The organism is Thermobifida alba, assembly GCF_023208015.1.
GTDB lineage: Bacteria > Actinomycetota > Actinomycetes > Streptosporangiales > Streptosporangiaceae > Thermobifida > Thermobifida alba.
This window is the reverse complement of sequence record NZ_CP051627.1, coordinates 3,482,516-3,506,681: the sequence shown is the minus strand read 5'-3', so window position 1 is coordinate 3,506,681 and position 24,166 is coordinate 3,482,516. Positions and strand designations below refer to the sequence as shown.

At 73.1% G+C, this 24,166-nt stretch carries 17 protein-coding genes and 3 tRNA genes; 11 read left to right on the top strand and 9 right to left on the bottom strand.

Annotated elements, in window-relative coordinates:
- Positions 1–154: 154 nt before the first annotated feature.
- A complete protein-coding gene (locus tag FOF52_RS15420) occupies positions 155–499 on the bottom strand; it encodes a metallopeptidase family protein (protein ID WP_248590648.1) in 345 nt (114 codons plus the stop codon).
- An 88-nt stretch (positions 500–587) separates the two neighbouring features.
- On the opposite strand from FOF52_RS15420, the gene FOF52_RS15415 reads away from it, so the two are divergent.
- The 4 genes from FOF52_RS15415 to FOF52_RS15400 all read left to right on the top strand — a co-directional run bounded on the left by FOF52_RS15415 (position 588) and on the right by FOF52_RS15400 (position 2,642).
- Positions 588–2,180: a metallophosphoesterase gene (locus tag FOF52_RS15415; protein WP_425265495.1), complete on the top strand. Its 1,593-nt coding sequence runs from the start codon at positions 588–590 to the stop codon at positions 2,178–2,180.
- Positions 2,181–2,284: 104 nt separating this feature from the next.
- Positions 2,285–2,357 (top strand) — tRNA-Glu (locus FOF52_RS15410).
- A 110-nt stretch (positions 2,358–2,467) separates the two neighbouring features.
- Positions 2,468–2,542, top strand: a tRNA-Asp gene (locus tag FOF52_RS15405).
- Between the two features lie 26 nt (positions 2,543–2,568).
- Positions 2,569–2,642: transfer RNA gene (locus FOF52_RS15400), tRNA-Phe, on the top strand.
- Positions 2,643–2,838: 196 nt separating this feature from the next.
- On the opposite strand, the gene FOF52_RS15395 is transcribed toward FOF52_RS15400, so the two are convergent.
- The 3 genes from FOF52_RS15395 to FOF52_RS15385 form a co-directional block, all read right to left on the bottom strand.
- Positions 2,839–3,039, bottom strand: coding sequence for a hypothetical protein (locus tag FOF52_RS15395; RefSeq protein ID WP_248593979.1), 201 nt, complete (start codon positions 3,037–3,039; stop codon positions 2,839–2,841).
- A complete protein-coding gene (locus FOF52_RS15390; RefSeq protein ID WP_248590646.1) occupies positions 3,039–3,557 on the bottom strand; it encodes a DivIVA domain-containing protein in 519 nt (172 codons plus the stop codon). The genes FOF52_RS15395 and FOF52_RS15390 overlap by 1 nt, the downstream gene beginning before the upstream one ends.
- 137 nt (positions 3,558–3,694) lie before the next feature.
- Positions 3,695–3,880, bottom strand: a complete 186-nt coding sequence (locus FOF52_RS15385) for a hypothetical protein (protein ID WP_248590645.1) — start codon at positions 3,878–3,880, stop codon at positions 3,695–3,697.
- A gap of 237 nt (positions 3,881–4,117) precedes the next feature.
- Here FOF52_RS15385 and FOF52_RS15380 point away from each other — a divergent pair, with 237 nt between their 5' ends.
- Both FOF52_RS15380 and FOF52_RS15375 read left to right on the top strand, forming a co-directional pair.
- A complete protein-coding gene (locus tag FOF52_RS15380; RefSeq protein WP_248590644.1) occupies positions 4,118–4,285 on the top strand; it encodes a hypothetical protein in 168 nt (55 codons plus the stop codon).
- On the top strand, positions 4,282–6,540 hold the full coding sequence (locus tag FOF52_RS15375) for a heavy metal translocating P-type ATPase (RefSeq protein WP_248590643.1): 2,259 nt from the start codon (positions 4,282–4,284) through the stop codon (positions 6,538–6,540). The genes FOF52_RS15380 and FOF52_RS15375 overlap by 4 nt, the downstream gene beginning before the upstream one ends.
- 80 nt (positions 6,541–6,620) lie before the next feature.
- On the opposite strand, the gene FOF52_RS15370 is transcribed toward FOF52_RS15375, so the two are convergent.
- The gene (locus FOF52_RS15370; protein ID WP_248590642.1) at positions 6,621–7,256 is read right to left on the bottom strand and encodes an AAA family ATPase; all 636 of its coding nucleotides are present in this window, start codon (positions 7,254–7,256) and stop codon (positions 6,621–6,623) included.
- 9 nt (positions 7,257–7,265) lie between these two features.
- Positions 7,266–7,529 (bottom strand): TFIIB-type zinc ribbon-containing protein, encoded by a 264-nt coding sequence (locus FOF52_RS15365; RefSeq protein WP_248593882.1) that lies wholly within the window; start codon positions 7,527–7,529, stop codon positions 7,266–7,268.
- Here FOF52_RS15365 and FOF52_RS15360 point away from each other — a divergent pair.
- The 5 genes from FOF52_RS15360 to rox all read left to right on the top strand — a co-directional run bounded on the left by FOF52_RS15360 (position 7,449) and on the right by rox (position 16,144).
- Positions 7,449–7,631 carry a hypothetical protein gene (locus FOF52_RS15360; protein WP_248593978.1) on the top strand — a complete coding sequence of 61 codons (183 nt, stop codon included), beginning with the start codon at positions 7,449–7,451 and terminating at the stop codon, positions 7,629–7,631. The two genes, FOF52_RS15365 and FOF52_RS15360, sit on opposite strands and share 81 nt — an antisense overlap.
- Positions 7,632–7,832: 201 nt before the next feature.
- Entirely contained in the window at positions 7,833–9,512 is a 1,680-nt protein-coding gene (locus FOF52_RS15355; RefSeq protein ID WP_248590641.1) for a serine/threonine-protein kinase, read from the top strand.
- An 875-nt stretch (positions 9,513–10,387) separates the two neighbouring features.
- Positions 10,388–11,584, top strand: a complete 1,197-nt coding sequence (locus tag FOF52_RS15350) for a hypothetical protein (protein ID WP_248590640.1) — start codon at positions 10,388–10,390, stop codon at positions 11,582–11,584.
- A gap of 48 nt (positions 11,585–11,632) precedes the next feature.
- The gene (locus tag FOF52_RS15345) at positions 11,633–14,485 is read left to right on the top strand and encodes an FAD-binding and (Fe-S)-binding domain-containing protein (protein ID WP_248590639.1); all 2,853 of its coding nucleotides are present in this window, start codon (positions 11,633–11,635) and stop codon (positions 14,483–14,485) included.
- 231 nt (positions 14,486–14,716) lie between these two features.
- Positions 14,717–16,144 carry a rifampin monooxygenase gene (gene rox, locus FOF52_RS15340; protein ID WP_248590638.1) on the top strand — a complete coding sequence of 476 codons (1,428 nt, stop codon included), beginning with the start codon at positions 14,717–14,719 and terminating at the stop codon, positions 16,142–16,144.
- An 88-nt stretch (positions 16,145–16,232) separates the two neighbouring features.
- Here the strand turns inward: rox and FOF52_RS15335 are convergent, their stop codons facing one another.
- The 3 genes from FOF52_RS15335 to FOF52_RS15325 all read right to left on the bottom strand — a co-directional run bounded on the left by FOF52_RS15335 (position 16,233) and on the right by FOF52_RS15325 (position 24,083).
- Positions 16,233–21,155: a DNA repair ATPase gene (locus tag FOF52_RS15335; RefSeq protein ID WP_248593881.1), complete on the bottom strand. Its 4,923-nt coding sequence runs from the start codon at positions 21,153–21,155 to the stop codon at positions 16,233–16,235.
- A 58-nt stretch (positions 21,156–21,213) separates the two neighbouring features.
- Positions 21,214–23,307 carry a flotillin family protein gene (locus tag FOF52_RS15330; RefSeq protein WP_248590637.1) on the bottom strand — a complete coding sequence of 698 codons (2,094 nt, stop codon included), beginning with the start codon at positions 23,305–23,307 and terminating at the stop codon, positions 21,214–21,216.
- A gap of 101 nt (positions 23,308–23,408) precedes the next feature.
- Positions 23,409–24,083, bottom strand: a complete 675-nt coding sequence (locus tag FOF52_RS15325) for a hypothetical protein (RefSeq protein WP_425265494.1) — start codon at positions 24,081–24,083, stop codon at positions 23,409–23,411.
- Positions 24,084–24,166 lie beyond the last annotated feature (83 nt).

Below are 24,166 nucleotides of genomic sequence, written 5' to 3'. Positions count from 1 at the left end.
ATCACTTTATGTCGTCGTCTGATGACATAGCGTCCCTGGGAGGGGTGGGAATAGCAAGCGGTTTAGTGGAATTCCGCGGTCCTGTCGGTCGAATTCCGCTGTCGGCGCGGCGAAGACGGAGGTTTTCCGCCGTAATGTCGCCCCGGTCCTCCGGTCAGGACCACCCGAGTTCGTGCAGCCGGTCGTCGTCGATGCCGAAGTGGTGGGCGATCTCGTGGATCACGGTGATCCGCACCTCCTCCACGACGTCCTCCGCGGTGTCGCAGATCGCGAGGATCTCCCGCCAGTAGATGAGGATCTGGTCCGGCAGCACCCCGCCGTAGCTGTCGCCCCGCTCGGTCAGGGGCACGCCCTCGTACAGGCCGAGCAGCCCCGGGGTGGGCGGGTCCTCGGCCAGGGTGATCACCACGTTGTCCATGTAGGCCGTCAGTTCGGGTGGAATGGAGTCCAGGGCGTCCGCGACGAGCTCTTCGAAGTGGCGGCGGGAGGTTTCGATCACATCCCGTATTGTGCGCCACGGGGGTAGGGGAAGCGAAGAGGCCCGGCAGCGGCGTCCGGGAGCACAGGTGACCTTGGGAGGCGACGCTGTGGAGCGGCGAGCGGTCCTGGCCCGGATCGGGTCGGCCTTCCGGCCGGAGGCGTGGCGGAGGCAGCGGGACCGGTTCGCGCGGCTGCGCCGGGGCCGGTTCTGGCGGGTCGCGGCGGTCGTCCTCGCCGGGATCGCCGGGGGGTGGGTCGGCCTGGCCGTGGGCGGCCAGGTGCTCACCCCCATCGGCCCGGCGGACGTCAACCTGGGCGTCAGCCCGTCGTGGCGCGGCGAGACCGTCATCAACATCGCCCCGCTCGGCAAACTCGCCTTCGACACGCACGCCGCGCCGCTGCGGTTCGAGGCCACGATCGCCGAGATCCGGCTCGCCGCGGCCGAGGAGATGTTCCAGAACCCGGACTCGATCAACCGGCTCGGCGCGAGCATCGTCGCGGACCTGAAGCGGGGGGTCGTCGCCCTGGCGTGGCGGGCCGTGCTGTTCTCGGTCGGCACCGCGGCCCTGGTGTCGCTGCTGCTCTTCCGCAGTTGGCTGCGTTCCCTGGGGAGCGCCCTCACCGCGCTGGTGATGCTGGCCACGGCCGGCGGGGTGACATACCTCACCTTCAACCCGGGGGCGATCGCGGAGCCCCGCTACACCGGCCTGCTCGCCGGCGCCCCGCAGGTGGTGGGCAGCGCGGAGGACGTGATCAACCACTTCTCCGAGTACCAGGCGCAGCTGGCGGGCCTGGTCGGCAACGTCTCGCAGCTGTACCAGGTGACGTCGGCGCTGCCCGTCTACGAGGAGGACGCCGCCACCATCCGGGTGCTGCACGTCTCGGACCTGCACCTCAATCCGGCCGCGTGGGAGGTCATCGGCTCCCTGGTGGAGCAGTTCCAGGTGGCCGCGGTGGTCGACTCCGGGGACATCAGCGACCGCGGCAGCGCCGCCGAGGACGTCTTCATGGACCGGATCGCCGAGCTGGACGTCCCCTACGTGTGGGTGCGCGGCAACCACGACTCGATGGGCACCCAGCGCGCGGTCGCGGCCCAGCCCAACGCGGTGGTGCTCGACGACGACATCGTCGAGGTGGCGGGGCTGCGCTTCTACGGTGCGGGCGATCCCCGGTTCACCCCGGACAAGGCGCTGGAGAACCCGACCAACGAGGAGGTCGCGGCGCTCGGCGTGGAGCAGGCGCGCGGTGTGGCGGAGGCCGACCCGCCGGTGGACGTGGCGGTGCTGCACGATCCGCTGCAGGGGGAGGGGTTCAGCGGGGTGGTGCCGCTGGTGCTGTCCGGACACGGCCACGACCGCTGGACCGAGGTGCGCGAGACCGGCACCCGGATCTTCGTGCAGGGGTCCACGGGCGGCGCGGGGCTGCGGGGCCTGGAGCACGACGAGCCCACCCCGTACCAGGCGTCGGTGCTGTACTTCGACGCCGAGACCAAGCGGCTGCAGGCGTGGGACGACATCACCCTGGGCGGTCTGGGGCTGAGTTCGGCGCAGATCGAGCGGCACCTGGAGAGCGATCCGGACCGGGAGGTCACCCCGGCGGAGGAGACGCCGGGGCCGCTGGAGACGGTCGCGCGCACTCCCACGCCCACCGGGTCGCCCACCCCCGCGCCGTCTCCCACGGTCTCGGGGCCGCCGCAGTGACCTGCCGGGGAAACCGCTTTGGCACTTGGTCCCGATGTCCCCTATGCTTAACCCGTCCCCGACGGCAGGCGGAACGGGATTGTGACGACTCGGTCGTCGTCGAGGCCCCCATCGTCTAGTGGCCTAGGACGCCGCCCTTTCAAGGCGGTAACGCGGGTTCGAATCCCGTTGGGGGTACGAACGGTCTGAAGTACTGCCGAGGTCTGGCAGAATGAAGACCACGCGGAGGACGCGGAAAGCCTGATAGAATCAGGAAAGACGCGGACAAAGCGGACAAAAGAATACAAGGTCCTGTGGAGCAGTTTGGAGTGCTCGCCACCCTGTCAAGGTGGAGGCCGCGGGTTCAAATCCCGTCAGGACCGCTCGGCTCACGGTAGAGTGTGGCTGGGGCCAGGTAGCTCAGTTGGTACGAGCGTCCGCCTGAAAAGCGGAAGGTCGGCGGTTCGACCCCGCCCCTGGCCACTTCGACGGACATCGTCAAAGCCCGGAACCCTCGCGGTCCCGGGCTTTTCCGTGTACCCGAACAGCGCTCCCCCGCCGGCGACCGCCGTGTCCGTGCTTCCCGGCCCGCGATCCCACCGGGCCCGGGGCGGGAAGGCGCCCCGGCGGCCGCTCCGCCCGGCCGGCGCTCGCGCGGACCGGCCGCCGACGCCTCGGGTCAGTCCCCGGAGTCGCGTTCTCCGTTCTTCCGGGTGAGCCCGACTCCCAGGCCGGCGCCGATGCCGGCGCCCATGCCGATGCCGATGCCGAGGCCCAGGGCGATGTTGTCGAGCGCCACCCCCAGGGCCACGCCGAGACCCATGCCGATGGCGAGCCCCAAACCCGCTCCCACTGCCGTGCCGTTGTTCTGTGCGGACATCAGTCGCCTTCCGTGTCGCCTCTCCTCTCCGACGGCCGCGGCGGAGGTCCGGTTCCCCGGAAGGCGCCGCTAGTCGGGGAGGCGGGGGCGATCTCCCGGAGCCAGGCGTCCACCTGGTCGCGGTCGTAGCCGAACAGGGCCCGGCGGAAGGCCGCGGCCGCGATCTCCACGCGGGTGACGGGCTTGGCGGAGCCGTCGCGGGCGAGGGTCGCGACGACGCGCCGGACCACCGGGTCGACCCGGGTGCGGTCGTAGCCGCGCAGCACCACGTCGAACGCGGGAGCCGCGTATGTTCCGGGCAGCCGCACGCCCTCCCGGGCGGGGGCGGGGGCCGAGGGCGCGGACTCGCCCGTGGCCTCGGCGATCCACTGGTCCACCTGAGCGCGGTCGTAGCCGCGCAGCACGATGTCGAAGGACGGGGGACGGTGGCCGTCGGGAAGGGCCGAGGTGTCGCCGTCCGCGGCGCGCAGGAGCGCGACGAACTGGTCCACCTGGGCGCGGTCGTAGCCGCGCAGCACGATGTCGAAGGACGGGGCTGGGACGTTGGTGTGGGGCTTCTCCCATATGCACCCTTTCTTAATTTTCGCCCATCTAATCACATTCGGTGGCCGTGTCCCGACTCAAAGAGCACGGGCTCCGGAGGCATGCCGGGGGCTCACACCTCGGTCCCGCGCCTGCCGCACAGCACGCCGAGGAGGATCCCGGTGCTCGCCCCGGCGGCGAAACCGACCCCGATGCCCACGGGGACCACACCGAGCACCAGGCCCACCACGCTGCCCAGGGCGATGCCCATACCGGTTCCGATGCCCAGGCCCAGCGGAATCGACTGCCTCTGCTCCATCGCGCCTCCTCCTCCGCGGCCCGTTCCCCTCTACCCTTCCGATGGCCCGGAGTCGCACAGAGTTCCGAACCGGTGGCGGGAAGCGTTCGGGAGGCCGGAGGCGGCACGCCGCGGAGGACCGGCGGGGAGGGGGCGTTCGGCGCCCTCTCGGCCGCCCCGGACGGGGGCCCGTCCCCCGGAGGCCCCGCGCGACGGAATACCCCACGGGGGTATATTGGTTCTCGGGGGTGGTAGCGAATGCCGTCGACACCGGAGCAGCCGACCGTGAGCGTGCTGCGCAGACTCGGAATCTACGGGCTGGTTCTCGCGGCCGTGTTCGGAGTCGCCTTCTGGGCGGGGACGCTGGTCGGCTCCGCCGAGGCCGGGAGCGCGCCCGCGGCCGTGCGGGAGCAGGAGAGCAGATGAGCGACGACACCACACAGCGCCGCGGCGTCGAGCGGGTCGAACTCCTCATCGGCGGGATGACCTGCGCGTCGTGCGCCAACCGGGTCGAACGCAAACTCAACAAGCTCGACGGGGTCCGCGCCAGCGTCAACTACGCCACCGAGAAGGCGTCGGTGGAGTTCGGCGACGGCGTGACCACCGACGACCTGATCGCCACGGTCGAGAAGGCCGGGTACACCGCGGCCCTGCCCGAACCGCCCCCGACGGAGGAGAGCGGACCGCCGCCGCAGGCCGACCCGGTGGCCGCGCTGCGCACCCGGCTCCTCGTCAGCGCGGTGCTGTCGGTCCCGGTCATCGCCCTGGCGATGGTCCCGGCGCTGCAGTTCACCTACTGGCAGTGGGCCTCCCTCACCCTGGCCGCGCCGGTCGTGGTGTGGGGCGCGCTGCCGTTCCACGTCGCCGCGTGGAAGAACCTGAGACTGGGCGAGGCCACCATGGACACGCTGGTGTCCCTGGGGACCCTGGCCGCCTTCGCCTGGTCGCTGTACGCGCTGTTCCTCGGCGACGCGGGCATGCCCGGTATGACGCACCCGTTCGAGCTCACCATCGCCCGCACCGACGGCTCCGCCAACATCTACCTGGAGGTCGCCGCCGGAGTCACCACCTTCATCCTGGCCGGACGCTACTTCGAGGCCCGCTCCAAGCGGCGCGCCGGAGCCGCCCTGCGCGCCCTGCTGGAACTGGGCGCCAAGGAGGTCACGGTCCTGCGCGACGGCCGGGAGACGCGCGTCCCGGCCGACCGGCTCGCGGTCGGCGACCGCTTCGTGGTGCGGCCCGGCGAGAAGATCGCCACCGACGGCGTGGTGGAGGAGGGCGCCTCCGCGGTCGACGCGAGCATGCTCACCGGCGAGTCCGTGCCGGTCGAGGTCGGCGTCGGCGACCCGGTGACGGGCGCCACCGTCAACGCCGGGGGCCGGATCGTGGTGCGCGCCACCCGCGTGGGCGCCGACACCCAGCTCGCGCGGATGGCGAAGCTGGTGGAGGAGGCGCAGAGCGGCAAGGCCGAGGTGCAGCGGCTCGCCGACCGGATCTCCGGCGTGTTCGTGCCCGCCGTGATCGCGCTGGCCGCGGCCACGCTCGGATTCTGGCTGGGCCTCGGGGGGCCGGTGGAGGCGGCGTTCACCGCCGCGGTCGCGGTGCTCATCATCGCCTGCCCGTGCGCGCTGGGCCTGGCCACCCCCACCGCGCTGCTCGTGGGCACCGGCCGCGGCGCCCAGCTCGGCATCCTCATCAGGGGCCCCGAGGTGCTGGAGGACACCCGCCGCGTCGACACGGTCGTGCTCGACAAGACCGGCACCGTCACCACCGGCACCATGACCCTCGTCGACGTGGTCGCCGCCGACGGCGAGGACGCCGACGAGGTGCTGCGCCTGGCCGGAGCCGTGGAGCACGCCTCCGAGCACCCCGTCGCCCGGGCCGTCGCCCGCGGCGCCGCCGACCGGTTCGGCGACCTGCCGCCGGTGGCCGACTTCGCCAGCACCGCCGGTCTGGGGGTGCGGGGCGTGGTCGACGGCCACGCGGTCGTCGTCGGACGGGCCGCCCTGCTCGACGAGTGGTCGCTGAGCCTGCCCGAGGAGCTGGCGCGGGTCGGCGCGGAGGCGGAGGCGGCGGGACACACCGCCGTCGCGGTCGCCTGGGACGGGAAGGCGCGCGGAGTGCTCACCGTCGCCGACGCGGTCAAACCCACCAGCGCCGAGGCGGTGGCCCGCCTGCGCCGGCTGGGCCTGACCCCGATCCTGCTCACCGGCGACAACGCGGCGGTGGCGCGCACGGTCGCCGACCGGGTCGGCATCGCCGAGGTCATCGCCGAGGTGCTGCCCGCCGACAAGGTCGACGTGGTCAAACGGCTCCAGGACGAGGGCCGCACGGTGGCGATGGTCGGCGACGGCGTCAACGACGCCGCCGCCCTCGCCCAGGCCGACCTGGGACTGGCGATGGGCACCGGCACCGACGCCGCCATCGAGGCCGCCGACCTCACCCTGGTCCGCGGCGACCTGCGGGTGGCCGCCGACGCCATCCGGCTGTCGCGGCGCACCCTGGCCGTCATCAAGGGCAACCTGTTCTGGGCCTTCGCCTACAACGTGGCCGCGCTGCCGCTGGCCGCCGCCGGTCTGCTCAACCCGATGATCGCGGGCGCGGCCATGGCGTTCTCCAGCGTCTTCGTGGTCAGCAACAGCCTGCGGCTCCGCGGCTTCCGGCCGTCCGCCGCGGACTGAGCCGCCGGCCCCGGGGCGCGGAACCCCTTCCGCGCCCCACGTCCCGGGGGCGAGGGAGGCACGTGTCCCCCTCCGCGGTGTCAGCGCGGCGGACGCGACTCCCCCGTGATCCAGGCGTGGACGGCCTGCGCGGTCTCCTCCACCGCGGCGTGCGTGGTGTCCAGCAGCGTCATCGGCGGAGACATCGTCGCGGCGTTCTCCCGGATCCACTCCGCGTACTCCAGCATCTCCGCGATGCGCGGCTCGTCCCACTCCCGCCAGGCGGGGCGGGCCCGCAGCCGTTCGGCCAGCACGTCGGGGTCGCACATCAGGGACAGGTAGCGGATCTCGGAGAACAGCGCGCGTTCCGGCAGCGGCTCGAACTCCGGGGGGACGACCGTGCCGCACAGCACCACGGGACGGCCGCTCTGGTGGAGCATCGCGGCCATCCGCAGCCACGTCGACCGGAACAGCCGGTGGTGGTGGGAGGGGTCGCGCAGGCCGCCCACCCACAGGACGTCCTGCTCCACCACCACGTAGCGGTCGGACAGCCACTCGGTCAGCAGCCGTCCGACCGTGGACTTGCCGGTGCCGCTGGGGCCGGCCACGGAGAACAGTGGGAGCCGCCGGAACGGCTGCCGGTGCCCGCACTCGACGCAGCGGAGCACCGGCCCGTCCGGTTCGACCACGGGAGTGTCCGTGTACGCGCCGCAGCGCGCACAGATCAACAGGTTCACGGCCGGGGTCTAGTCGAACAGTTCCTCAAGGAAGCTCTTGCGACGCCGCTTGTACCCGTAGGGGCGAGGGGAGTCGCCGTAGTAGGGGCGGGGCGAGTCGGCGTAGCCGTAGGGGTGCGGCGAGTCCGGCCGGGGGTGGTACACCGGCGGCGGCGCGCCGTGGGGCGGGGGAGGAGGGGGAGCCGGAGTGTAGTGGCGCTGCTCGGCGGCGACGATCTGCTCCAGTTCGCCGGCGTCGAGGAAGATACCCCGGCATCGTTCGCACTGGTCGATGTGGACGCCCATGCGGTCGAAGGTGCGCATGCGGCCTTGGCACTTAGGACAAATCACGGTGCCATCGTATGCGGCGGGACGTTCCGGTGCGCGGTACCGTAGGCGAACCCGCGCGAACCGAAAACGGCAATGTCGGTTCTGTCCCTGAAAGATCGCAGGTCATCTCGGTTTTCTGGCCGGTGCGGCAGGAGAGGCGGCGATTGCGCCCGCGGGAAGGGGCTGTTGACGGGCCGATCCTTCTAAAATTCCGGATGGGGCGCCGCATTGGTAGGCCGCGCCAGCATCAGACCGAGGAAGCCGCCGATGAGCAATGATTCCCCCCGACCCCCCGATTTCCTTCTCGCCGGTCGGTACCGGCTGCACGGGCTCATCGGCGAGGGAGGGATGGGACGCGTCTGGGAGGGCGTCGACGAACTCCTGGACCGGCCGGTGGCCATCAAGGAACTCACCATCAACGAGCACCTGCCGCCGCAGGAGATCGAGGTCCTGCGCGCCCGGATGCTGCGGGAGGCCCGCAGCGCCGCCCAGCTCAGCCATCCGTCGATCATCACCGTGTTCGACGTGGTGGAGAAGGACGGTTTTCCGTGGATCGTCATGGAACTCGTCCAGGGCAGGTCCCTCAGCGAGATCATCAAGCAGGAGGGGACCATCACCCCCGAGCGGGCCGCCAACCTCGGGCTCCAGGTGGCCGCGGCGCTGTCGGTGGCGCACCAGCGCGGGATCGTGCACCGCGACATCAAGCCCGGCAACGTGCTCGTGGCCCGCGGGGACCGGGCGGTGCTCACCGACTTCGGCATCGCCTACCTGGAGGGCAGCAGCAAGCTGACCCGGACCGGGAACCTGCTGGGCTCGCCCAGCTACCTCGCCCCCGAGCAGGCCCGGGGGGAGCCGGCCAGCCCGGCCGCGGACATGTGGGCGCTGGGCACCACCCTGTACGCGGCCGTCCACGGGACCCCGCCGTTCCAGCGCGCCACCCCGATGGCGACCCTCACCGCGGTCGTGGTCGACGAGGTGCCCCCGCCGGTGCAGGCGGGGCCGCTGCGGCCACTGCTGGAGCGGCTGCTCAACAAGGACCCGCGGGAGCGCCCCACGGTGCACGAGGCCGTCGAGGAGTTGCAGCGGATCGTGCTGAGCGCGCCCCCGCAGAGTCCGACGGCCTCCTCCGGGGCGCGTCCCGCCCAGACGGGGGCCACGGTGGCCGCCGACGTCGTCGCGGAGCCCGTCGACGACACCAGTTCGCTGCCGCTGGCCACGGTGCCGGAGGGCGGGGGACGGCGCGGCGGGCTGGTGACCGCCGGCCTGGTGGCCCTGGCGCTCGTCGTGGTGGCGGCGGTGATCACGACCGTGGTGCTGCTGGTGCCCCCGGCAGGCGGGAGCCGGGCGGGCGGGGAGCAGACGGGAACGCAGACCCAGGAGGGGACCGGGGAGCCGGGGGAGGCGGAGACGGACCGTCCGGAGCCGGCGGACCCAGATGCGGAGCCGCAGCCGGAGGACGGCGGCGAGGAGGACGAGAAGGACGACGAGGAGGACGACTACTCCGGTCCGCCGCTGGTTCGGCACGAGGACCCCACCGGTTTCTCCCTGGACGTCCCGGAGGGCTGGTCGGTGGACCGGCGGGGCAGCAGCGTCTTCTTCCGCAACCCCGACGGCGGCTACCTCCAGGTCGACCAGACCGACTCGCCCGGCGACGACGCGAAGAGGGACTGGGAGAACCAGGAGCGGGGTGCGTCCGGACGGTTCTCGAACTACCGCCTGATCGGGATCGAGTACACCGACCATCCGGTCATGGAGCGCTACCTCACGGCCTCGGACTGGGAGTTCACCTTCACCAGCGGGGGGCGTCCGATGCACGCGCTCAACCGGGGCTTCCACACCGAGAAGAAGGGCTACGCGCTGTTCCTGGTGTACCCGGAGGACGACTGGGAGCAGACCGGAGCGGCGCTGCTGGACCGGATGACGGAGAGTTTCGAGCCCGCCGCGTGAGGCGGCGGGAAGAATTCGGGGCCGGGGCGCCCGCACGCACCCCGGCCCCTGGGCGGCTCAAGTCTCCAGGCGAGCTCTTTGGCGGTGAAGAGCCAGGGCGCCCGCACGCACCCCAACCCTTCCAGGGCTGGCTCAAGCCTTCGGAGACGAGCCCTTCGGGGGTGAGGAGCCGGGGCGCCCGCACGCACCCCGGCCCCTCCGGGAGTGGCTCTGGTGGGGGATGAGCCATCCGCGGTGAAGGTTCCGGTGACCTGGTCGGCCCTTCCCGGGAAGGGCCGACGGTCGGGGGGCTCAAAGATCTCCTGTTGGGGGATGAACGGTGGCCACCCTGAGGATGGGAGGAGTGGAGGAAGGCAGCCACCGCCCAACAAGGGATCTTCTCCTGACCTTTTGGGAGCGCTCCCAAGCGGTCGATACCCATTATTTGTGTCGCGCTTCATAGATGTCAATGGGTTCGGCGCAGGAAAGTTCGGGTTTTCCCCCGGACGGACACGATCTGGGAAAACGTCGCCTGTTTTCCCGAGGTCAGGTCTCAAAAGGGAAAACCTCCCGGCGGCCCCGTCCCCGACGCCGCGGAGAAACCCCCGCGCCGCGGGGAACCGGCGGCCCCGCCCCGCAGTCGAAACGGGGGGCTCCGCAGCGGGAGGCACGGGGGACGCCGCCGGCCGCCGACCCTTCGGAGCCCCCGGGCAGCGGCCGGTTGGGAGGACCGGCCCCACCTTGCCCGGCATCGACGCGGGCAGCGGCCGCCGGGGCGAGGGCCGGACCGGGCGAGAAGACCCGGAACCAGGGCCGCCCCGCGCCTGCGCCCCACGACCCGACCGGTTCCCGACCCCCACCGCGTCGGGAACCGACCCGACCTAGAGAGCAGGAGCATGAACGCCGAAGAACGCTGGAACGAGGCCGCCGCCTACGCCGTGGTGGCCGCGCTGGTCCCGCAGCGGATCCCGGGTTTCCACATCGGACGGGACGGACTGCGCAACGAGGACATCGGCAACGGCTGCTGGGGCATGAGCTGGATCGAGGGCGGACGCGCGGTCTTCTACGGCTACGACGCCGACCACAACGAACTGGCCCAGCACGTTCCCCCCGTGGACCTCCTCGCCGGGGCACCGGACTGGCTGCCCTGGGAGTGGCTCGACGAGGTCCTGCGGACGCTGCTGCTCGTCTCCTGCGTCGAGTGGTGGGACGGGACGGCGTGGTCTCGGGCGCCCTTCCCGGAGGGGGTGTCGTCGGGCGAGGGGGACTGGTTCGGCGGCTCCGCCGTCGAGCAGTGCTACCTGGACCTGGCCGACCCCGACCACGAGGAGGAGGCGGCGGAGGCGTTCGACGCCCTCAGGGAGGCGGCGCTGCGGCGCGCGGTGGACCGTTCGGTCGTCGAACCGCTGGCCGACGCGCTGGACCGGGAGGTCCAGCAGGACGAGGAGTGGGAGCCCGACATCGCGGGGGCGCTCGCCACGGCCGAGAGGCTCGGCGTGGCCCCCGGCTCGACCCGGCCGGAACTGCCCGCGGGCCGGGGCGAACCCGCGGACCGGCGCGTCGTCTCCGCATGCCCCCCGCAGGACCTGGTCTCCCATGTCATGCGCGGGGCGGCCGAACTGGACCGTCCCGCACCCGTCCCCGGACCGGCGCTGGACCGGGTGGCGGAGTGGCTGCGCGACCACCGCGCCGGCGCCGGGATCACGGTGGCCCACCTCGGCGGCCTCGAATGGCGTCCCGCCGGCTTCTTCGGCCCCCGCAGCGAGTTCCTCGACGCCGACGGGAAGTGGGTCGACCCGGAGCTGTCGGACGCGCTGTCCGCCTGGCGGGAGGAGGAGGCCCACCCCGAGCGGGGGCGCTGGCTGTACGCGCGGATCCGGCCGACCGGCGCCGGGGTCGAGGTCGACCGCGCCTACGACCACCTCCCCGCCTGGTGGGGCTCCTCCCTCGTGCTCCACAGCCAGTGGGGGGTGCTGCGCGCCGAGCTGCGCTCCCGCGACCCCCGGTGGCGGCCGGACTGGACGTCCCTGCTGGAGGAGGACCTCCGCCGGACAGGGGTGCCCCGGCACCTGTGCTGGCGTCCCACGGCCTGACCGGTCCCCGGCACCGGTGAGGCCGAAGCGGCGGGGTAGACGTGGACCATGACCACCGTCGCATCCCAGGAACACGCCCCGCTCGCCAGGGACCTCGCCGCGGCCGTGCGCGGCGAGGTGGACTTCTCCCCGCTGGCCCGGGCCCTCTACTCCGCCGACGCCTCGATCTATCGCCGTGTCCCCCTCGGCGTCGTCCATCCCCGCCACACCGACGACATCGCGGCCGTGCTGGAGATCTGCCGCGCGGCCGGGGTGGGCGTCACCATGCGCGGCGGCGGCACCTCCTGCGGCGGCCAGGCGCTCGGCGCGGGAGTGGTCGTCGACACCTCCCGTCACCTCAACCGCGTCCTCAGCGTGGACCCCGAGGCGCGCCGCGCCGTCGTGGAGCCCGGAACGGTCCTGGACACCCTGCACGCCGCCGTCGCCGCACACGGACTCACCTTCGGCCCCGACCCCTCCACCCGCAACCGGTGCACCCTCGGCGGCATGATCGGCAACAACGCCTGCGGTTCCCACTCGGTGGCCTGGGGCACCACCGCCGACAACGTCACCGCGCTGGAGGTCGTCACCGCCGACGGCCGCCGCCGCACCGTCACCGCCGACCGGATCGCCACCCCCGACGGCCTGCCCGACCGCGCCCTCATGGACGGCCTCGACGCCGTCGCCGCCCGCCACCTCGCGCCCATCCGCACCGAACTGGACCGCTTCCACAGGCAGGTGTCCGGATACCCGTTGCAGCACCTGCTGCCGGAACGCCGCGACTACGCGCGCAGCCTCGTCGGCACCGAGGGCGGGTGCGCCGTCGTCACCTCCGCCACCCTCGCCCTGGTGCCCGCCCCCGCGGCACGGGCGCTGCTGCTCGTCGGCTGCGCCGACCGCTACGCCGCCGCCGAGATCGCCCACGAGTTCCTGGCGTACGGCCCGCTCACCGTGGAGGGCATGGACACCGAACTGCTCGGCCCCCGCGTCGCCGACCTGCCCGAGGGCGGCGCGTGGCTGTACGTGGAGTTCGGCGGGGACACCCCCGCCGAAGCGGCGGCCGCGGCCCGCCGCGCCGAACGCGCCTTCGCCCCGCACGTCCGCTCCACCCTCGTCGTCGCCGACCCCGCCGACCGGGCCCGGCTGTGGCGCATCCGCGAGGACGCCGCCGGACTGGCCACCCGCCCGCCCAGCGGCGACGAAGCCTGGCCCGGCTGGGAGGACGCGTCCGTGCCCGCCGAGAACCTCGCCGCCTACCTGCGCGACTTCGACGCGCTCTGCCGCGAGGAGGGCCTGTCCGGCCCGGTCTACGGCCACTTCGGCGAAGGCTGCCTGCACGTGCGGCTCAACACCGACCTGACCAGCCCCGAGGGCGTGGCCCGCTACCGCCGCTTCGCCGAGGCCGCCTGCGACATCGTGGTCCGGCACGGCGGCGTGCCCTCCGGCGAGCACGGCGACGGGCAGGCCCGCTCCGAACTGCTGTCCCGGGTCTACTCGCCCGCCCTGCTCACGGCGTTCGCCGAGGCCAAACAGGTGTGGGACCCCGACGACACGCTCAACCCCGGCGCGGTGGTGCGGCCCCGCCCGCTCGACGCCGACGTGCGCCCGCTCGCCATGGCCGACCCGGTCCGCCCGGTCCTGCACCTCGCCGAGGACCGCGACGACTTCGCGCGCGCGGTGCGCCGCTGCGTCGGCGTGGGCAAGTGCCGCGCCCACACCGGGGCGATGTGCCCCAGCTACCAGGTGACCCGCGAGGAGAAGGACTCCACGCGGGGCCGGGCCCGCGTGCTGGGGGAGATGCTCGCCGGGGAGGTCGTCACCGACGGCTGGCGCTCCCCCGAGGTGCGCGAGGCGCTGGAACTGTGCCTGTCCTGCAAGGCGTGCGCGAAGGAGTGCCCGGTCGGGGTGGACGTGGCCGCCTACAAGTCGGAGTTCCTGCACCACCACTACCGGGGCAGGATCCGGCCGCGCGCCCACTACGCGCTGGGCTGGCTGCCGGTGTGGCTGAAACCCGCGGGCCTGGTGCCGGGGCTGGTCAACGCGGTGACCCGGTCTCCGCTGGCGGGGCTGCTCAAACGGGTCGCGGGCATCGACCGGCGCAGGGAGCTGCCGGTGTTCGCCTCCCGCAGCCGGCGGCGCGCCGCGCGCGCGGGCGGTGCTCCGCTGCGGCGCGGGTTCGCCGCGGACCGGCCGCGCGCGGTGCTGTGGACCGACAGCTTCAACCCAGCGTTCTCCCCGGAGGTGCTCGCCGACGGCCGCGCGGTGCTGCGGGACGCGGGCTGGGAGGTGCTGGACGCTCCGGCCCGCCTGTGCTGCGGACTGACGTGGACGTCCACCGGGCAGTTGGGGACGGCGCGGGCCGCGGCGGCGCGGACGGTGCGCGCCCTGCTGCCCGCCGTGCGCGCGGGCGCGGTCGTGGTGGGCCTGGAACCCAGCTGCACCGAGCAGCTGCGCCGGGAGCTGCCGCGCCTGCTCGGCACCGCCGAGGCCGCCGAGGTGGCGGGTGCGGTCCGCACCCTCGCCCAGGCGCTCGCCGAGTTCACCCCCGACTGGCAGCCGCCCCGGATCGGGGGCCGCGTGGTCGCGCAGGTCCACTGCCACCAGCGTGCCGGTTCGGGCTGGCAGGCCGAGCGCGCCCTGCTGGAGCGGGCCGGGGCCGCGGTGGAGGTGCCGCAGGATTCCTGCTGCGGCCTGGCGGGCGACTTCGGGTTCGTGGAGGGCCACTACGAGGTGTCGATGGCCTGCGCGGAGCAGGGACTGCTGCCCGCGGTGCGCGCCGCTGGGGCCGACGACACGGTGCTGACCGAGGGCTTCAGCTGCCGGGTGCAGGTGGAACAGGCCCACCCGGAGGCCCGTCCGGTCCACCTGGCCACCCTGCTGCGGGGAGGGGAGAGCGCCCGGAAGGAGGAGGCGGAAGGGTGACCTCCGCCGGGGGCCCGGAGACCCGGCGACCATGCCCCCGGGGCCGGAACCGGCGCCGGGCACGGCCCTGGGAACAGGACGGTCGGCGCCCGTGCGAAAGCGGGGAGGTCAGGAGACTCCCCGCCACTTTCAACTTACAACGCACCCGGGGGCTTGCGGCAAGCCCCCGGTCGTGCCGCAGAATCGCTGACCTGGACCTGGACCGGGACACGCGGAAACGGGGGGACCGTCATGATCGACGTGGTCGTCGTCGGTGGGGGACCGACCGGCATGATGCTGGCCGCAGAGCTGCGGCTGCACGGCCTGCACACGGTCGTGCTGGAGAAGGAGGCGGAACCGAGCCCGATCGTCCGCGGCCTCGGGCTGCACGTGCGCAGCATCGAGATCATGGACCAGCGCGGCCTGCTGGACCGGTTCCTCGCGCACGGCAAGCAGTACCGGATGGGCGGCTACTTCGCCGGGATCATCAAGCCGTGGCCGAAGCGGCTGGACACCGCGCACCCGTACATCCTCGGCATCCCGCAGCCCGTCACCGACCGCCTGCTGGCCGAACGCGCCGCCGAGCTGGGGGCCGACATCCGGCGCGGCCGCGCACTGGTCGGACTGGCCCAGGACGAGGACGGGGTGGACGCGGAACTGGCCGACGGCACCCGGCTGCGTGCGCGCTACCTCGTCGGCTGCGACGGCGGCCGCAGCACGGTGCGCCGGCTGCTCGGCGTCGGCTTCCCCGGCGAGCCCGCCCGGACCGAGTGGTTGCTGGGCGAGGTGGAGGTGACCGAGACCCCGGAGCGGATCGCCGCCGTCATGGCGGAGGTCCGCGGCACCTACCTGGGGTTCGGGATCGGGCCGCTCGACGACGGCGCGCACCGCGCCGTCGTGCCCGCGGCGCGGGTGGCCGAGGACCGCACGGCCCCGCCGACCCTGGAGGAGTTCCGGCAGCGGCTGCGGGAGGTCGCCGGCACCGACTTCGGCGTGCACTCGCCGCGCTGGCTGTCCCGCTTCGGCGACGCCACCCGCCTGGCCGAACGCTACCGGGTCGGCCGGGTGCTGCTCGCCGGCGACGCGGCGCACGTCCACGCGCCGCTCGGCGGGCAAGGGCTCAACCTCGGCATCCAGGACGCGTTCAACCTCGGCTGGAAACTGGCCGCCGAGGTGCGCGGCTGGGCCCCGGAAGGGCTGCTGGACAGCTACCACACCGAACGGCATCCGGTGGCCGCCGACGTGCTGGACAACACCCGCGCGCAGTCCGCGCTGATGGCCACCGACCCGGGGGCCCGGGCGGCGCACCGGCTGCTGTCGGAGCTGATGGACTTCGAGGAGGTGAACCGGCACCTGATGGAGAAGGTCACCGCGGTCGGGGTCCGCTACGACCTCGGGGAGGGCCACGAACTGCTCGGCCGCCGGCTGCGGGACATGCCCCTGGGGCGGGGCCGCCTGTACGAGCGGATGCGCCACGGCCGCGGGGTGCTGCTGGACCGGACCGGCCGGCTCTCGGCGGCGGGCTGGGCCGACCGGGTCGACCACGTCGTCGACGGCGACGCGGAGGTGGACGTGCCCGCGCTGCTGCTGCGTCCGGACGGCCACGTGGCCTGGGTCGGCGAGGACCAGCGGGACCTGCTCGACCACCTGCCGAGGTGGTTCGGCGAACCCGCAGCCTGACCCGCCCCGGAGAATTGACGATCATGCCCCCAGGGCCATCGGCACGGCCGATTCTGGCGCTGGGGGCATGATCACCGACGTCTCCCGCTCACCCGGGGCCGAACCGCCGGGCCGCGCGGTCGATGGCCTCCTCCACCGCGCCCACCCGGTCGGCGAGCAGGCCGACCGCGCCCACGGCCCGGACCAGCGGATCGTCCTCGGCGCCGCCCAGCGCCCGGGCCCGCCGGAACGCCGCCTTCACCTCGGCCCAGCGGGCCCGCTGCTCCTCCGACATCCGCCCGCGCAGCTCGGCCAGCTTCAGCAGGTTGGCCTCCGCGCCCGACGCCAGCGTCTGCGCCTCGCCCAGGTAGTGGTCGTCGATCAGCGACTCCACCTCGGCGTCGTTCATCACCGGCACGATCCGCTCCGCCATCGCGTTCATGTTCCGGTAGGAGCCCTGGAGCAGGAACGGCGGTTCGGTGCGCGCGGCGTCCGACTGCGCGGCCGAGGCGATGTAGGCGCGGTTCGCGGCCAGCACCACCTCCTGTACCCGCAGCAGCTTGCGCAGCACCGACAGGACCTGGTCCAGCTCCACCGCCGAGTAGGGGTGGGACAGCTGGTCGGCCTGGATCCCCTCCTCGCCGCGGGCCATCCGCACCAGCAGCCGCACGTCGCCGCGGTCCCGGGTGGACAGCGGCGCCAGCACCGGGTTGGCGGTCAGCGCGTTCTCCACGTAGCTCAGCGCGAACAGGTCGTCCCGGCCGCTGAGCACGTCGCCGAGGTTCCACACGTCGGCGCGGTTGGCGAGCATGTCGGGGATGCGGAACCGCTTGCCCTCCTCGGTGTAGGGGTTGCCGGCCATGCACACCGCGAACCGCTTGCCGCGCAGGTCGTAGGTGCGGGTGCGGCCGCCCCACACGCCCTCCATGCGGCGCTGGCCGTCGCACAGCGAGACGAACTTCTGCAGCAGCTCCGGCGAGGTGTGCTGGATGTCGTCCAGGTACAGCAGCACGTTGTTGCCCGCCTCCAACGCGAAGGAGATCTTCTCGACCTCCTGGCGCGCGGTGGCGTTGGGCGCCTCCTCCGGGTCCAGCGAGGTCACCGCGTGCCCCAGCGACGGGCCGTTCACCTTCACGAACAGCAGGCCCAGCCGGCTGGCCACGTACTCCATGAGCGTGGTCTTGCCGTAGCCGGGCGGGGAGATGAGCAGCAGCAGCCCCATCTGGTCGGTGCGCTTGCCGTCGCCGGTCGCGCCCAGCTGCTTGGCGAGGTTGTCGCCGATCAGCGGCAGGTACACCTCGTCCAGCAGCTGGTTGCGCACGAACGAGCTGAGCACCCGGGGGTGGTACTCGTCCAGGCGCAGCCGGGCGCGCTCGGCCGCCACCAGCTCGTTGCGCCGCCGCAGGTAGGCGCGGTAGGCGGGGACCCGTTCGGTGCGGAAGCGGCGCAGCCGCTCCCACGTCTCGTCCAGGCGCAGCTCCAGCCGCCGCTCCCGGACGCGCGGGTGTGCGCCCAGCAGGCCGTCGACCGTCGCGGTGAGCGCCCCCGGCGGCTCGTAGCGGTCCAGGCCGTCGGCGAGCAGCAGCGCGACCGCCTCGGGCTGGTCGGCGGCGGCCACGTCGTCGCGGGTGGCGCGGAACGCGGTCAGCCACGCGTCCGCCAGCTGGTGGCGGGCCGCCAGGTCCGCTCCGAGGGCGGCCAGGTCGTCGGTGAACGCGCGGCGCTCGGCCGAACCGGACGGTCCCAGGCCGCGCAGGAACCGGTCGACGAACGCGCGCGCCCCGGCGCTCACCGCGAACCCGCCGTCGTCGGCGGCCAGCTCCTCCACCAGGTACTCGCCCGCGGCCGCGGCGCGGTCGCGGTGGTCGGCCAGCGCGTTGGCGTCGAGGAACGCAGTGATGCGCGCCGCGAGCTCCCCGGCGAGCTCCGCGACCGCGCCGGCGGCCCCCGGCCCGAACACCGACCGCGCCCGCACCAGGGAGCGGGCCCGCGTCGCCCACGTCCGCCGGTCCGCCTCCTCGGTGCCGAACGCCCAGAACAGCTGGGCCGTGGCGCGCGCGGCCCCCGGGTAGCGCAGCAGTCCCGCGTCCTCGGACAGGCGCAGCAGCGCGGCCAGGATCGCGGCGGCGTCGTGGTCGTGCACGCCGCGCTCGTAGCCCTCGTCGTAGCGGGACTCCGCTTCCCGGCGCGCCACGGACAGCAGCCCGTCGGGGCTCTCCGCGGCCTGCCGCAGCGCGGCCGTGGACAGCCCGTCCCGTCCCGCCTCGGCGGCGGCGAGGATCTCCCCGGCCAGGTACTCGGCCCGGTACACCTCGGGCGACTCCGAGACCAGCGGCTGGTCCCAGAACGGCCGGGTCTCCGCGAAGCCGGGGTCGGCCACCGGGGACCGGTAGTCGGTGCCGGTGACGGTGAACGCCATGCGCTCCTCGTGCGGCACCATCGTCAGGTCCAGGGGCTGGGTGTTGACGGCGAACCGGTGGTGGCCCAGCCGGATCGTCTCGCCGCCGTCGGTGAACAGGTCGAGGCGGTCGCGCAGCGCCCGGCCGGCTTCCTGGCGGGCCGCCTTGACCTGCCCCTCGACCTCCTCGGCGCGCACCTGGTCGCCGAGGCCGCGCAGCTCCTCGGCGAGGGAGCGGAGCTTGGCCACCATCGCGTCGGCGGCGAAGTAGGTGTTGACCTCGTCGAGGGAGCCGAGGGCGGCGGCGCGGCGGCGCACACTGGCCAGGATGCGCTCGGCGGACTCGGCGAGCCGGTCGGCGCGCCGGGTCCGCTCGTCCAGCAGGGCCTGCTTGCGTGCGCTGAACGCCTCGTAGACGTCCTCGCGTTTGGCCTCCAGCTCGGCGAGGAAGTCGTCGAACTCCGCGAACCGCGACTCCAGGTTCTCCACCTGCAGCAGCAGGGTCCCCAGCTGCTCGTCGCACGCCTCGGGCGTGTCGGCCATCGCCAGCGCGCCGGCCACGGACTGCCCCAGCAGCGCGAACTCGGCGGCGAACGCGGCCCGCCCCTCCACGGACAGCAGTTCGCGGCGGCGCGCGTCCAGGGTGGCGCGCGCCCGGTTGACGGTGCCCAGCACCTCGGCGACCCGCTCCAGGATGCGGGTGCGCACGGTCGCGTCGGCGATGTCGAGGGAGCCGACGACCTCGGTGACGGTCTCCAAGCCCTCGGTCTGCTCGGCCAGGCGCTGCCGGACCGGTTCGGCAGCGGCGACGGTCTCGATGGCCTCGGCCTCGCCGACCAGGGCGTCCACCGCGGCGTGGTAGCTGGTGAACGCGTCCGCGCCGCTGAGGAACTCCACGGCGCGCCGTCCCGCGTCGGCGGTGTCGGCCTCCAGGGAGGAGACGAGGGAGTCCAGCCGCGCGGTGTCGACGTACCGCAGGTCGCGCAGGGTTTCCAGGTGGCCGCGGGCGCGGCGCAGTTCGGCGAGGCGGCGCACCCACTCGTCGGCGGAGGCGGGCGTCTCGGAGCGGACCCGGCGCACCAGGGCAGCGGCGTCGGCCTCCGCCTCGTCCAGCGCGCGGGCGGCCTGCGCGGTGAGCTCCTGGACCTTCTCGAACTCCTCCAGCACCTGCTCGGCGGTGGAGCGCACCTGCCTGAGCGGCTCCGCCAGGTCGTGCAGGTCCGGGTCGTCCAGCCAGTGGTACTGGTCGAGGGCGCGCGTGCAGGCGGCGATCAGCCCTTCGAACACCGGCGCGGACGGGGTCATCTCGTGCACCATGCGGGCCACCGACAGCGCGTCGGAGACGCCGCGCACCAGGTCGGCGTTGCCGACCCGCTCCAGCGGCCCGGTCCCGGCGGGCTGGCGGGCCGCGTACGCGTCGGACTGGAACGGCGTCTGCCACACCTGCATCGGATGGACCCGGGTGGGTTCGTCCGACAGGGCGCGGAACACCACCATGACGCCGTCGTCGAAGATCGAGTAGCCGTGGCAGGAGAGGGGGGTGGCGACCTCCTTGCGGATCACGTTGTAGGGCAGCAGCAGGCTGCGGCCCTCCGCCCGGGAGTGGAAGACGTAGAGCACGTCCTCGCCGTTGGGGGAGCGGACCAGCGCCTGGAACTCCAGGTCGGTGACGTCGGTGTCGAAGGTCTTGACCGTGCCCGTGGACAGGTAGTAGCCGCCGGGGAAGATCAGGCCCTGGTCGTCGGGGAGCCGCTGGCAGGCCTGTCCGATGCCGTCGAGGCGGACCACGTCCCGGGTGCGGGTGTTGAACACCAGGTGCCGGTACTCGGTCTCCTTGTACGGCAGGATGCGCAGCAGGATGAGCGGTCCGACCCGGGCGTAGCGCACGTCGGCGTCGGCGAGGCTCTGCAGCGGTTCGGCGACCGGTTCGCTGTAGACGCCCTCGCCGCTCTCCGTGTTGTTCTCGACCTTGACGGTCAGGTCGCCGCCGACCGTCTCCACGAACACCTCGTCGTCGATGGAGATGTGCGGGTGGCGGCCCGGCACGTGGTCGTCGCGGGTGGTCTCGATCCAGGTGAAGTCCTGCTGCGGGGGGAAGACGTGGTCCCGTTCGCCCTTGTTGTCCAGGTAGGACAGGGAGCCGTCGGCGCCGATCCGCCAGCGCAGCACCCGGATGTCGGAGACGGAGGGGCCGGTCTGGAACACCGCGAGCAGGCGGCCCTCGACGCGCCGCAGCTGCAGCAGCCGCGTGTCGCGGAAGTACCGGTACAGTTCCGCGAAGTCCCGCCGGAACCGCTCGTCCTCCAGCAGTTCCGGCAGTTCGCCCGCCTGCGCCTCGGTGAAGGAGAGGGCCCCGTCGGCGGAGTCGAAGCGGTGCAGGGAGAACACGTCGGCCACGTGCGTCTCGGTCTTCATGCCGATGAAGACGTTGTAGCCGAACAGCATCAGGTCGCCGACGGGCACGATGTCGCGCGGCACGCAGTGGTTGGCGGTGCGCACGCGCTCGGTGCCGAGCAGGCGCAGCTCGGTGCCGCCGAAGACCTCCAGCCGTGCGGCGTTGAGGGCTTCGGCGCGCCGCGCCAGCTCGGCGGCCTGTTCGCCCAGCCGGGCCCGGAGCACCTCGTAGGTGCCCATGTCGAGCCCGGCCCGGTCGTCGTCGGAAGCGGTGGTGACGAGGTCGGTCACACAGTCCTCACAGCTGCTTCGACGGGGTCGGCGCGGCGGAGGCGAGTTCGGACAGCGGCGTGTCGGCCAGGCCCAGCTTCCGGGCCGACTTCAGCAGGCTGGACAGGCCGGAGGCCTGGGGGCCGCCCTCGTTGATCAGCTTGAGCAGCAGCGCCGACAGGGTGAGGTTCTTGACGTCGGCGGAGTCGACCGCGCCCAGCATCCTGGTCAGGTCGGAGGGCAGGTCGCGGGAGCCGTCCAGCCACGGCCCGGCGAGGGTGCGGGCGGCCTGGGAGTGCTCCAGGAAGCCGTCCACGGCCTTGCCCGCGCCGACTGCGTTGACGACGCGGTCGAAGAACGCCCCGTCGCCGCCGACGATGTCGATGTCGGCGCTCTCCAGGCCCTTGCCGAGCACGTCGGCCTGGGCCGCGGCGATCTGGCGCTGCGCCTCGATCCCGGCGAGGCGGACCTCCTTGTCGGCCTCCAGGCGCAGGCGGTACTCCTCGTGCTCGCGGGTGGCTTCGTCCAGCGCGGCCATCGCCTCGGCCTTGTCGTGGATGCCCTCGGCCTCGGCCTTGAGCTTCTCGCGGACGGCCTCGGCCTCGGCGAGGGCCCGCTGCCGGTCGGCGGCGGCCTGCGCGAGACCGACCTTCTCGACCTCCTCGGCCTGGGCGAGCGCCTTCTCGCGGGCGACGACCGCCTCGGCGCGGCCCGTCTTCTCCAGGACCTCGGCCTCGCGTTCGCTGACCTGCACCCGGGCCAGCCCCTCGGCGGCGGCTTCGGCCTGCTTGCCCTCGGCCAGGCGGATGCTGGCGGCGGCGTCCAGTTCGGCGGCCTGCTGGCGCGCCTCGGCGAGGGTGAGCTGTTCGCGGGCGGCGTGCTCGGCGGCCTGCGCCGCGGCCTCGGCGGCCTTGATGTCCTTGACCAGCTGCTCCTGGGCCGCGCCCTCGGCGAGGATGACCGCGGACTGGCGCTGGCGCTCGGCCTCCTCGACCGCGCGCAGCCTCTTGATGCTCTCCTCCTGCTCGGCGACGGTCTTCTCCACGGCCACGCGTTCGCGGACGACCTCGGCGATCTCGCGCCGCTCGGCCTCCAGCTCCTTGTCCTTGGCGTAGCGCGACAGCTCGGTCTCGCGCTCCCGGGCGATGACCTCCAGCAGGCGGTCCTTCTCGATGCGCTCGCTCTCCACGGCGATGACCCGTTCGCGGTTCTTCGCCGCCACCGCGATCTCGCGCTCCCGGTTCTCCCGCTGCACGCCCAGTTCCTGTTCGGCGCGGATGCGGGCGGTCTCGGCGCGCAGCATCTCCTCGGCGCGCACGATCTCGGTCTCGGCCTCGGTCTGCGCGCGCAGCGACTCGACTTCGCGCTTCTGCTTGGCCTCGGCCTCCTCGCGGCGGCGCTCCAGTTCGAGGATGGTCTCGCGCGCCTCGACGTTCTGGCGCTCGATCTCCTTCTCCTCGTTGCGGCGGTGCTCGTTGGTGCTGACGTTCTGCTGCGCGGTCAGCTCGGTGATCTTGCGGATGCCCTGGGCGTCGAGGATGTTGGCCGGGTCGAGCTGGACCAGCGGGGTCTGCTCCAGGTAGTCGATCGCCACGTCCTCCAGGCTGTAGCCGTTGAGGTCGGTGCCGATGACGCTGATGATCTGGTCGCGGAACTCCGCGCGCTGGGTGTAGAGGTCCTCGAAGTCCAGGTGCTTGCCGACGGTCTTGAGCGCCTCGGAGAACTTCGCGTTGAACAGCTCCTGGAGGGTGGCCTGGTCGCTGGCGCGTTCGGTGCCGATGGCCTGGGCGACCTTGATGACGTCCTCGACGGTCTTGTTGACCCGCACGAAGAACGTGATGCGGATGTCGGCGCGGATGTTGTCCCGGCAGATGAGGCCTTCCTTGCCGGTGCGGGAGATCTCGATGGTCTTCACCGAGATGTCCATGACCTCAGCCTTGTGCAGCACGGGCAGCACGACCGCGCCGGTGAAGGTGACGTCGACCTTGCGGATCTTGGAGATGATCAGCGCCTTGCCCTGCTCCACCTTGCGGAACAGGCGGCTGATGACGATGAGCAGTCCGATCAGGACGAGGAGGAGGACAGCGACGAGTACGCCGGCCCCTGCGGCGATGGTGTCCATAGGCGGTTCCTAGGGTCGGGTGTTCGGAGTCTCGGGCGGGCCGCGGGCAGGGCGGCGGTAGGCGGCCGACCGCCGGGCACCGGAGGCGGCGGCCGCGGCGGTCAGGGGGTCGGGCGGTTCGGGTCGAGTTCGGCGTGGTAGGCGGTGACCCAGAAGAAGGAGCCGTCGGGATCGTGGTCGACGATCAGCGCGGTGCTGCCGGAGGTGAGGGCCTCCTCGCCGGTCTGCCGTACCTGGATGAGCGCGGTGGAGCCGTCGGCGGCGGTGACCTCGGCCTGGCCGAAGTCGGTGCCCACGCGTCCGGTGCGGACCACGCAGACCCGTCCGACGAAGTCGTGCCGGGAGGGTTCGCGGCCGCCCGGCAGGAAGCGCCGCCACAGCAGGGCGAAGAAACTGGCCGCGGCCCAGGCGCAGACCACGGCGAGGGCGAGGACGACGACCCCCAGCGCGATGGTCATCGGGTCGGACAGGTCGACGCCGTCCAGGAGGGCGGAGCCGCTGAGGGAGGCGAACCACGCCACGGCGATCATGACGGAGAGCGACACGGTGACCGGGACTCCTCTGAGACCGATGGCGGACATGGCTTCCGTGAGACCGCCCACGTCGGAGTCGGCGTCGGCGTCGAGCGTGTCGATCCCGAGCACGCCGAGGACGACGAGGCACCAGTAGCCGACGACCACGATCAGGGCGAAGCTGAACAGGGCGGTGGGAAACCCGAGGGCGGCCGTGAAGAAGTCGCTCATGCCGGTCTGCCGCAACCCCTCTCCGCGTGTCACGGTTCCGCGGGACGAGGCGGTGAGTGGAACCGCTGTGCCGGAACCTAGCCGGGGAGCCAGGGGAGGGCAATGGCACTGTCCAC

What these genes read in the sequence shown, in the direction of transcription:
- FOF52_RS15395 (WP_248593979.1), bottom strand. Translation starts at nt 3,039, where the DNA reads ATGTCCGCACAGAACAACGGCACGGCAGTGGGAGCGGGTTTGGGGCTC.
- FOF52_RS15385 (WP_248590645.1), bottom strand. Translation starts at nt 3,880, where the DNA reads ATGGAGCAGAGGCAGTCGATTCCGCTGGGCCTGGGCATCGGAACCGGT.
- FOF52_RS15380 (WP_248590644.1), top strand. Translation starts at nt 4,118, where the DNA reads ATGCCGTCGACACCGGAGCAGCCGACCGTGAGCGTGCTGCGCAGACTC.
- FOF52_RS15375 (WP_248590643.1), top strand. Translation starts at nt 4,282, where the DNA reads ATGAGCGACGACACCACACAGCGCCGCGGCGTCGAGCGGGTCGAACTC.
- FOF52_RS15355 (WP_248590641.1), top strand. Translation starts at nt 7,833, where the DNA reads ATGAGCAATGATTCCCCCCGACCCCCCGATTTCCTTCTCGCCGGTCGG.
- FOF52_RS15350 (WP_248590640.1), top strand. Translation starts at nt 10,388, where the DNA reads ATGAACGCCGAAGAACGCTGGAACGAGGCCGCCGCCTACGCCGTGGTG.
- FOF52_RS15345 (WP_248590639.1), top strand. Translation starts at nt 11,633, where the DNA reads ATGACCACCGTCGCATCCCAGGAACACGCCCCGCTCGCCAGGGACCTC.
- rox (WP_248590638.1), top strand. Translation starts at nt 14,717, where the DNA reads ATGATCGACGTGGTCGTCGTCGGTGGGGGACCGACCGGCATGATGCTG.
- FOF52_RS15335 (WP_248593881.1), bottom strand. Translation starts at nt 21,155, where the DNA reads ATGGGCACCTACGAGGTGCTCCGGGCCCGGCTGGGCGAACAGGCCGCC.
- FOF52_RS15330 (WP_248590637.1), bottom strand. Translation starts at nt 23,307, where the DNA reads ATGGACACCATCGCCGCAGGGGCCGGCGTACTCGTCGCTGTCCTCCTC.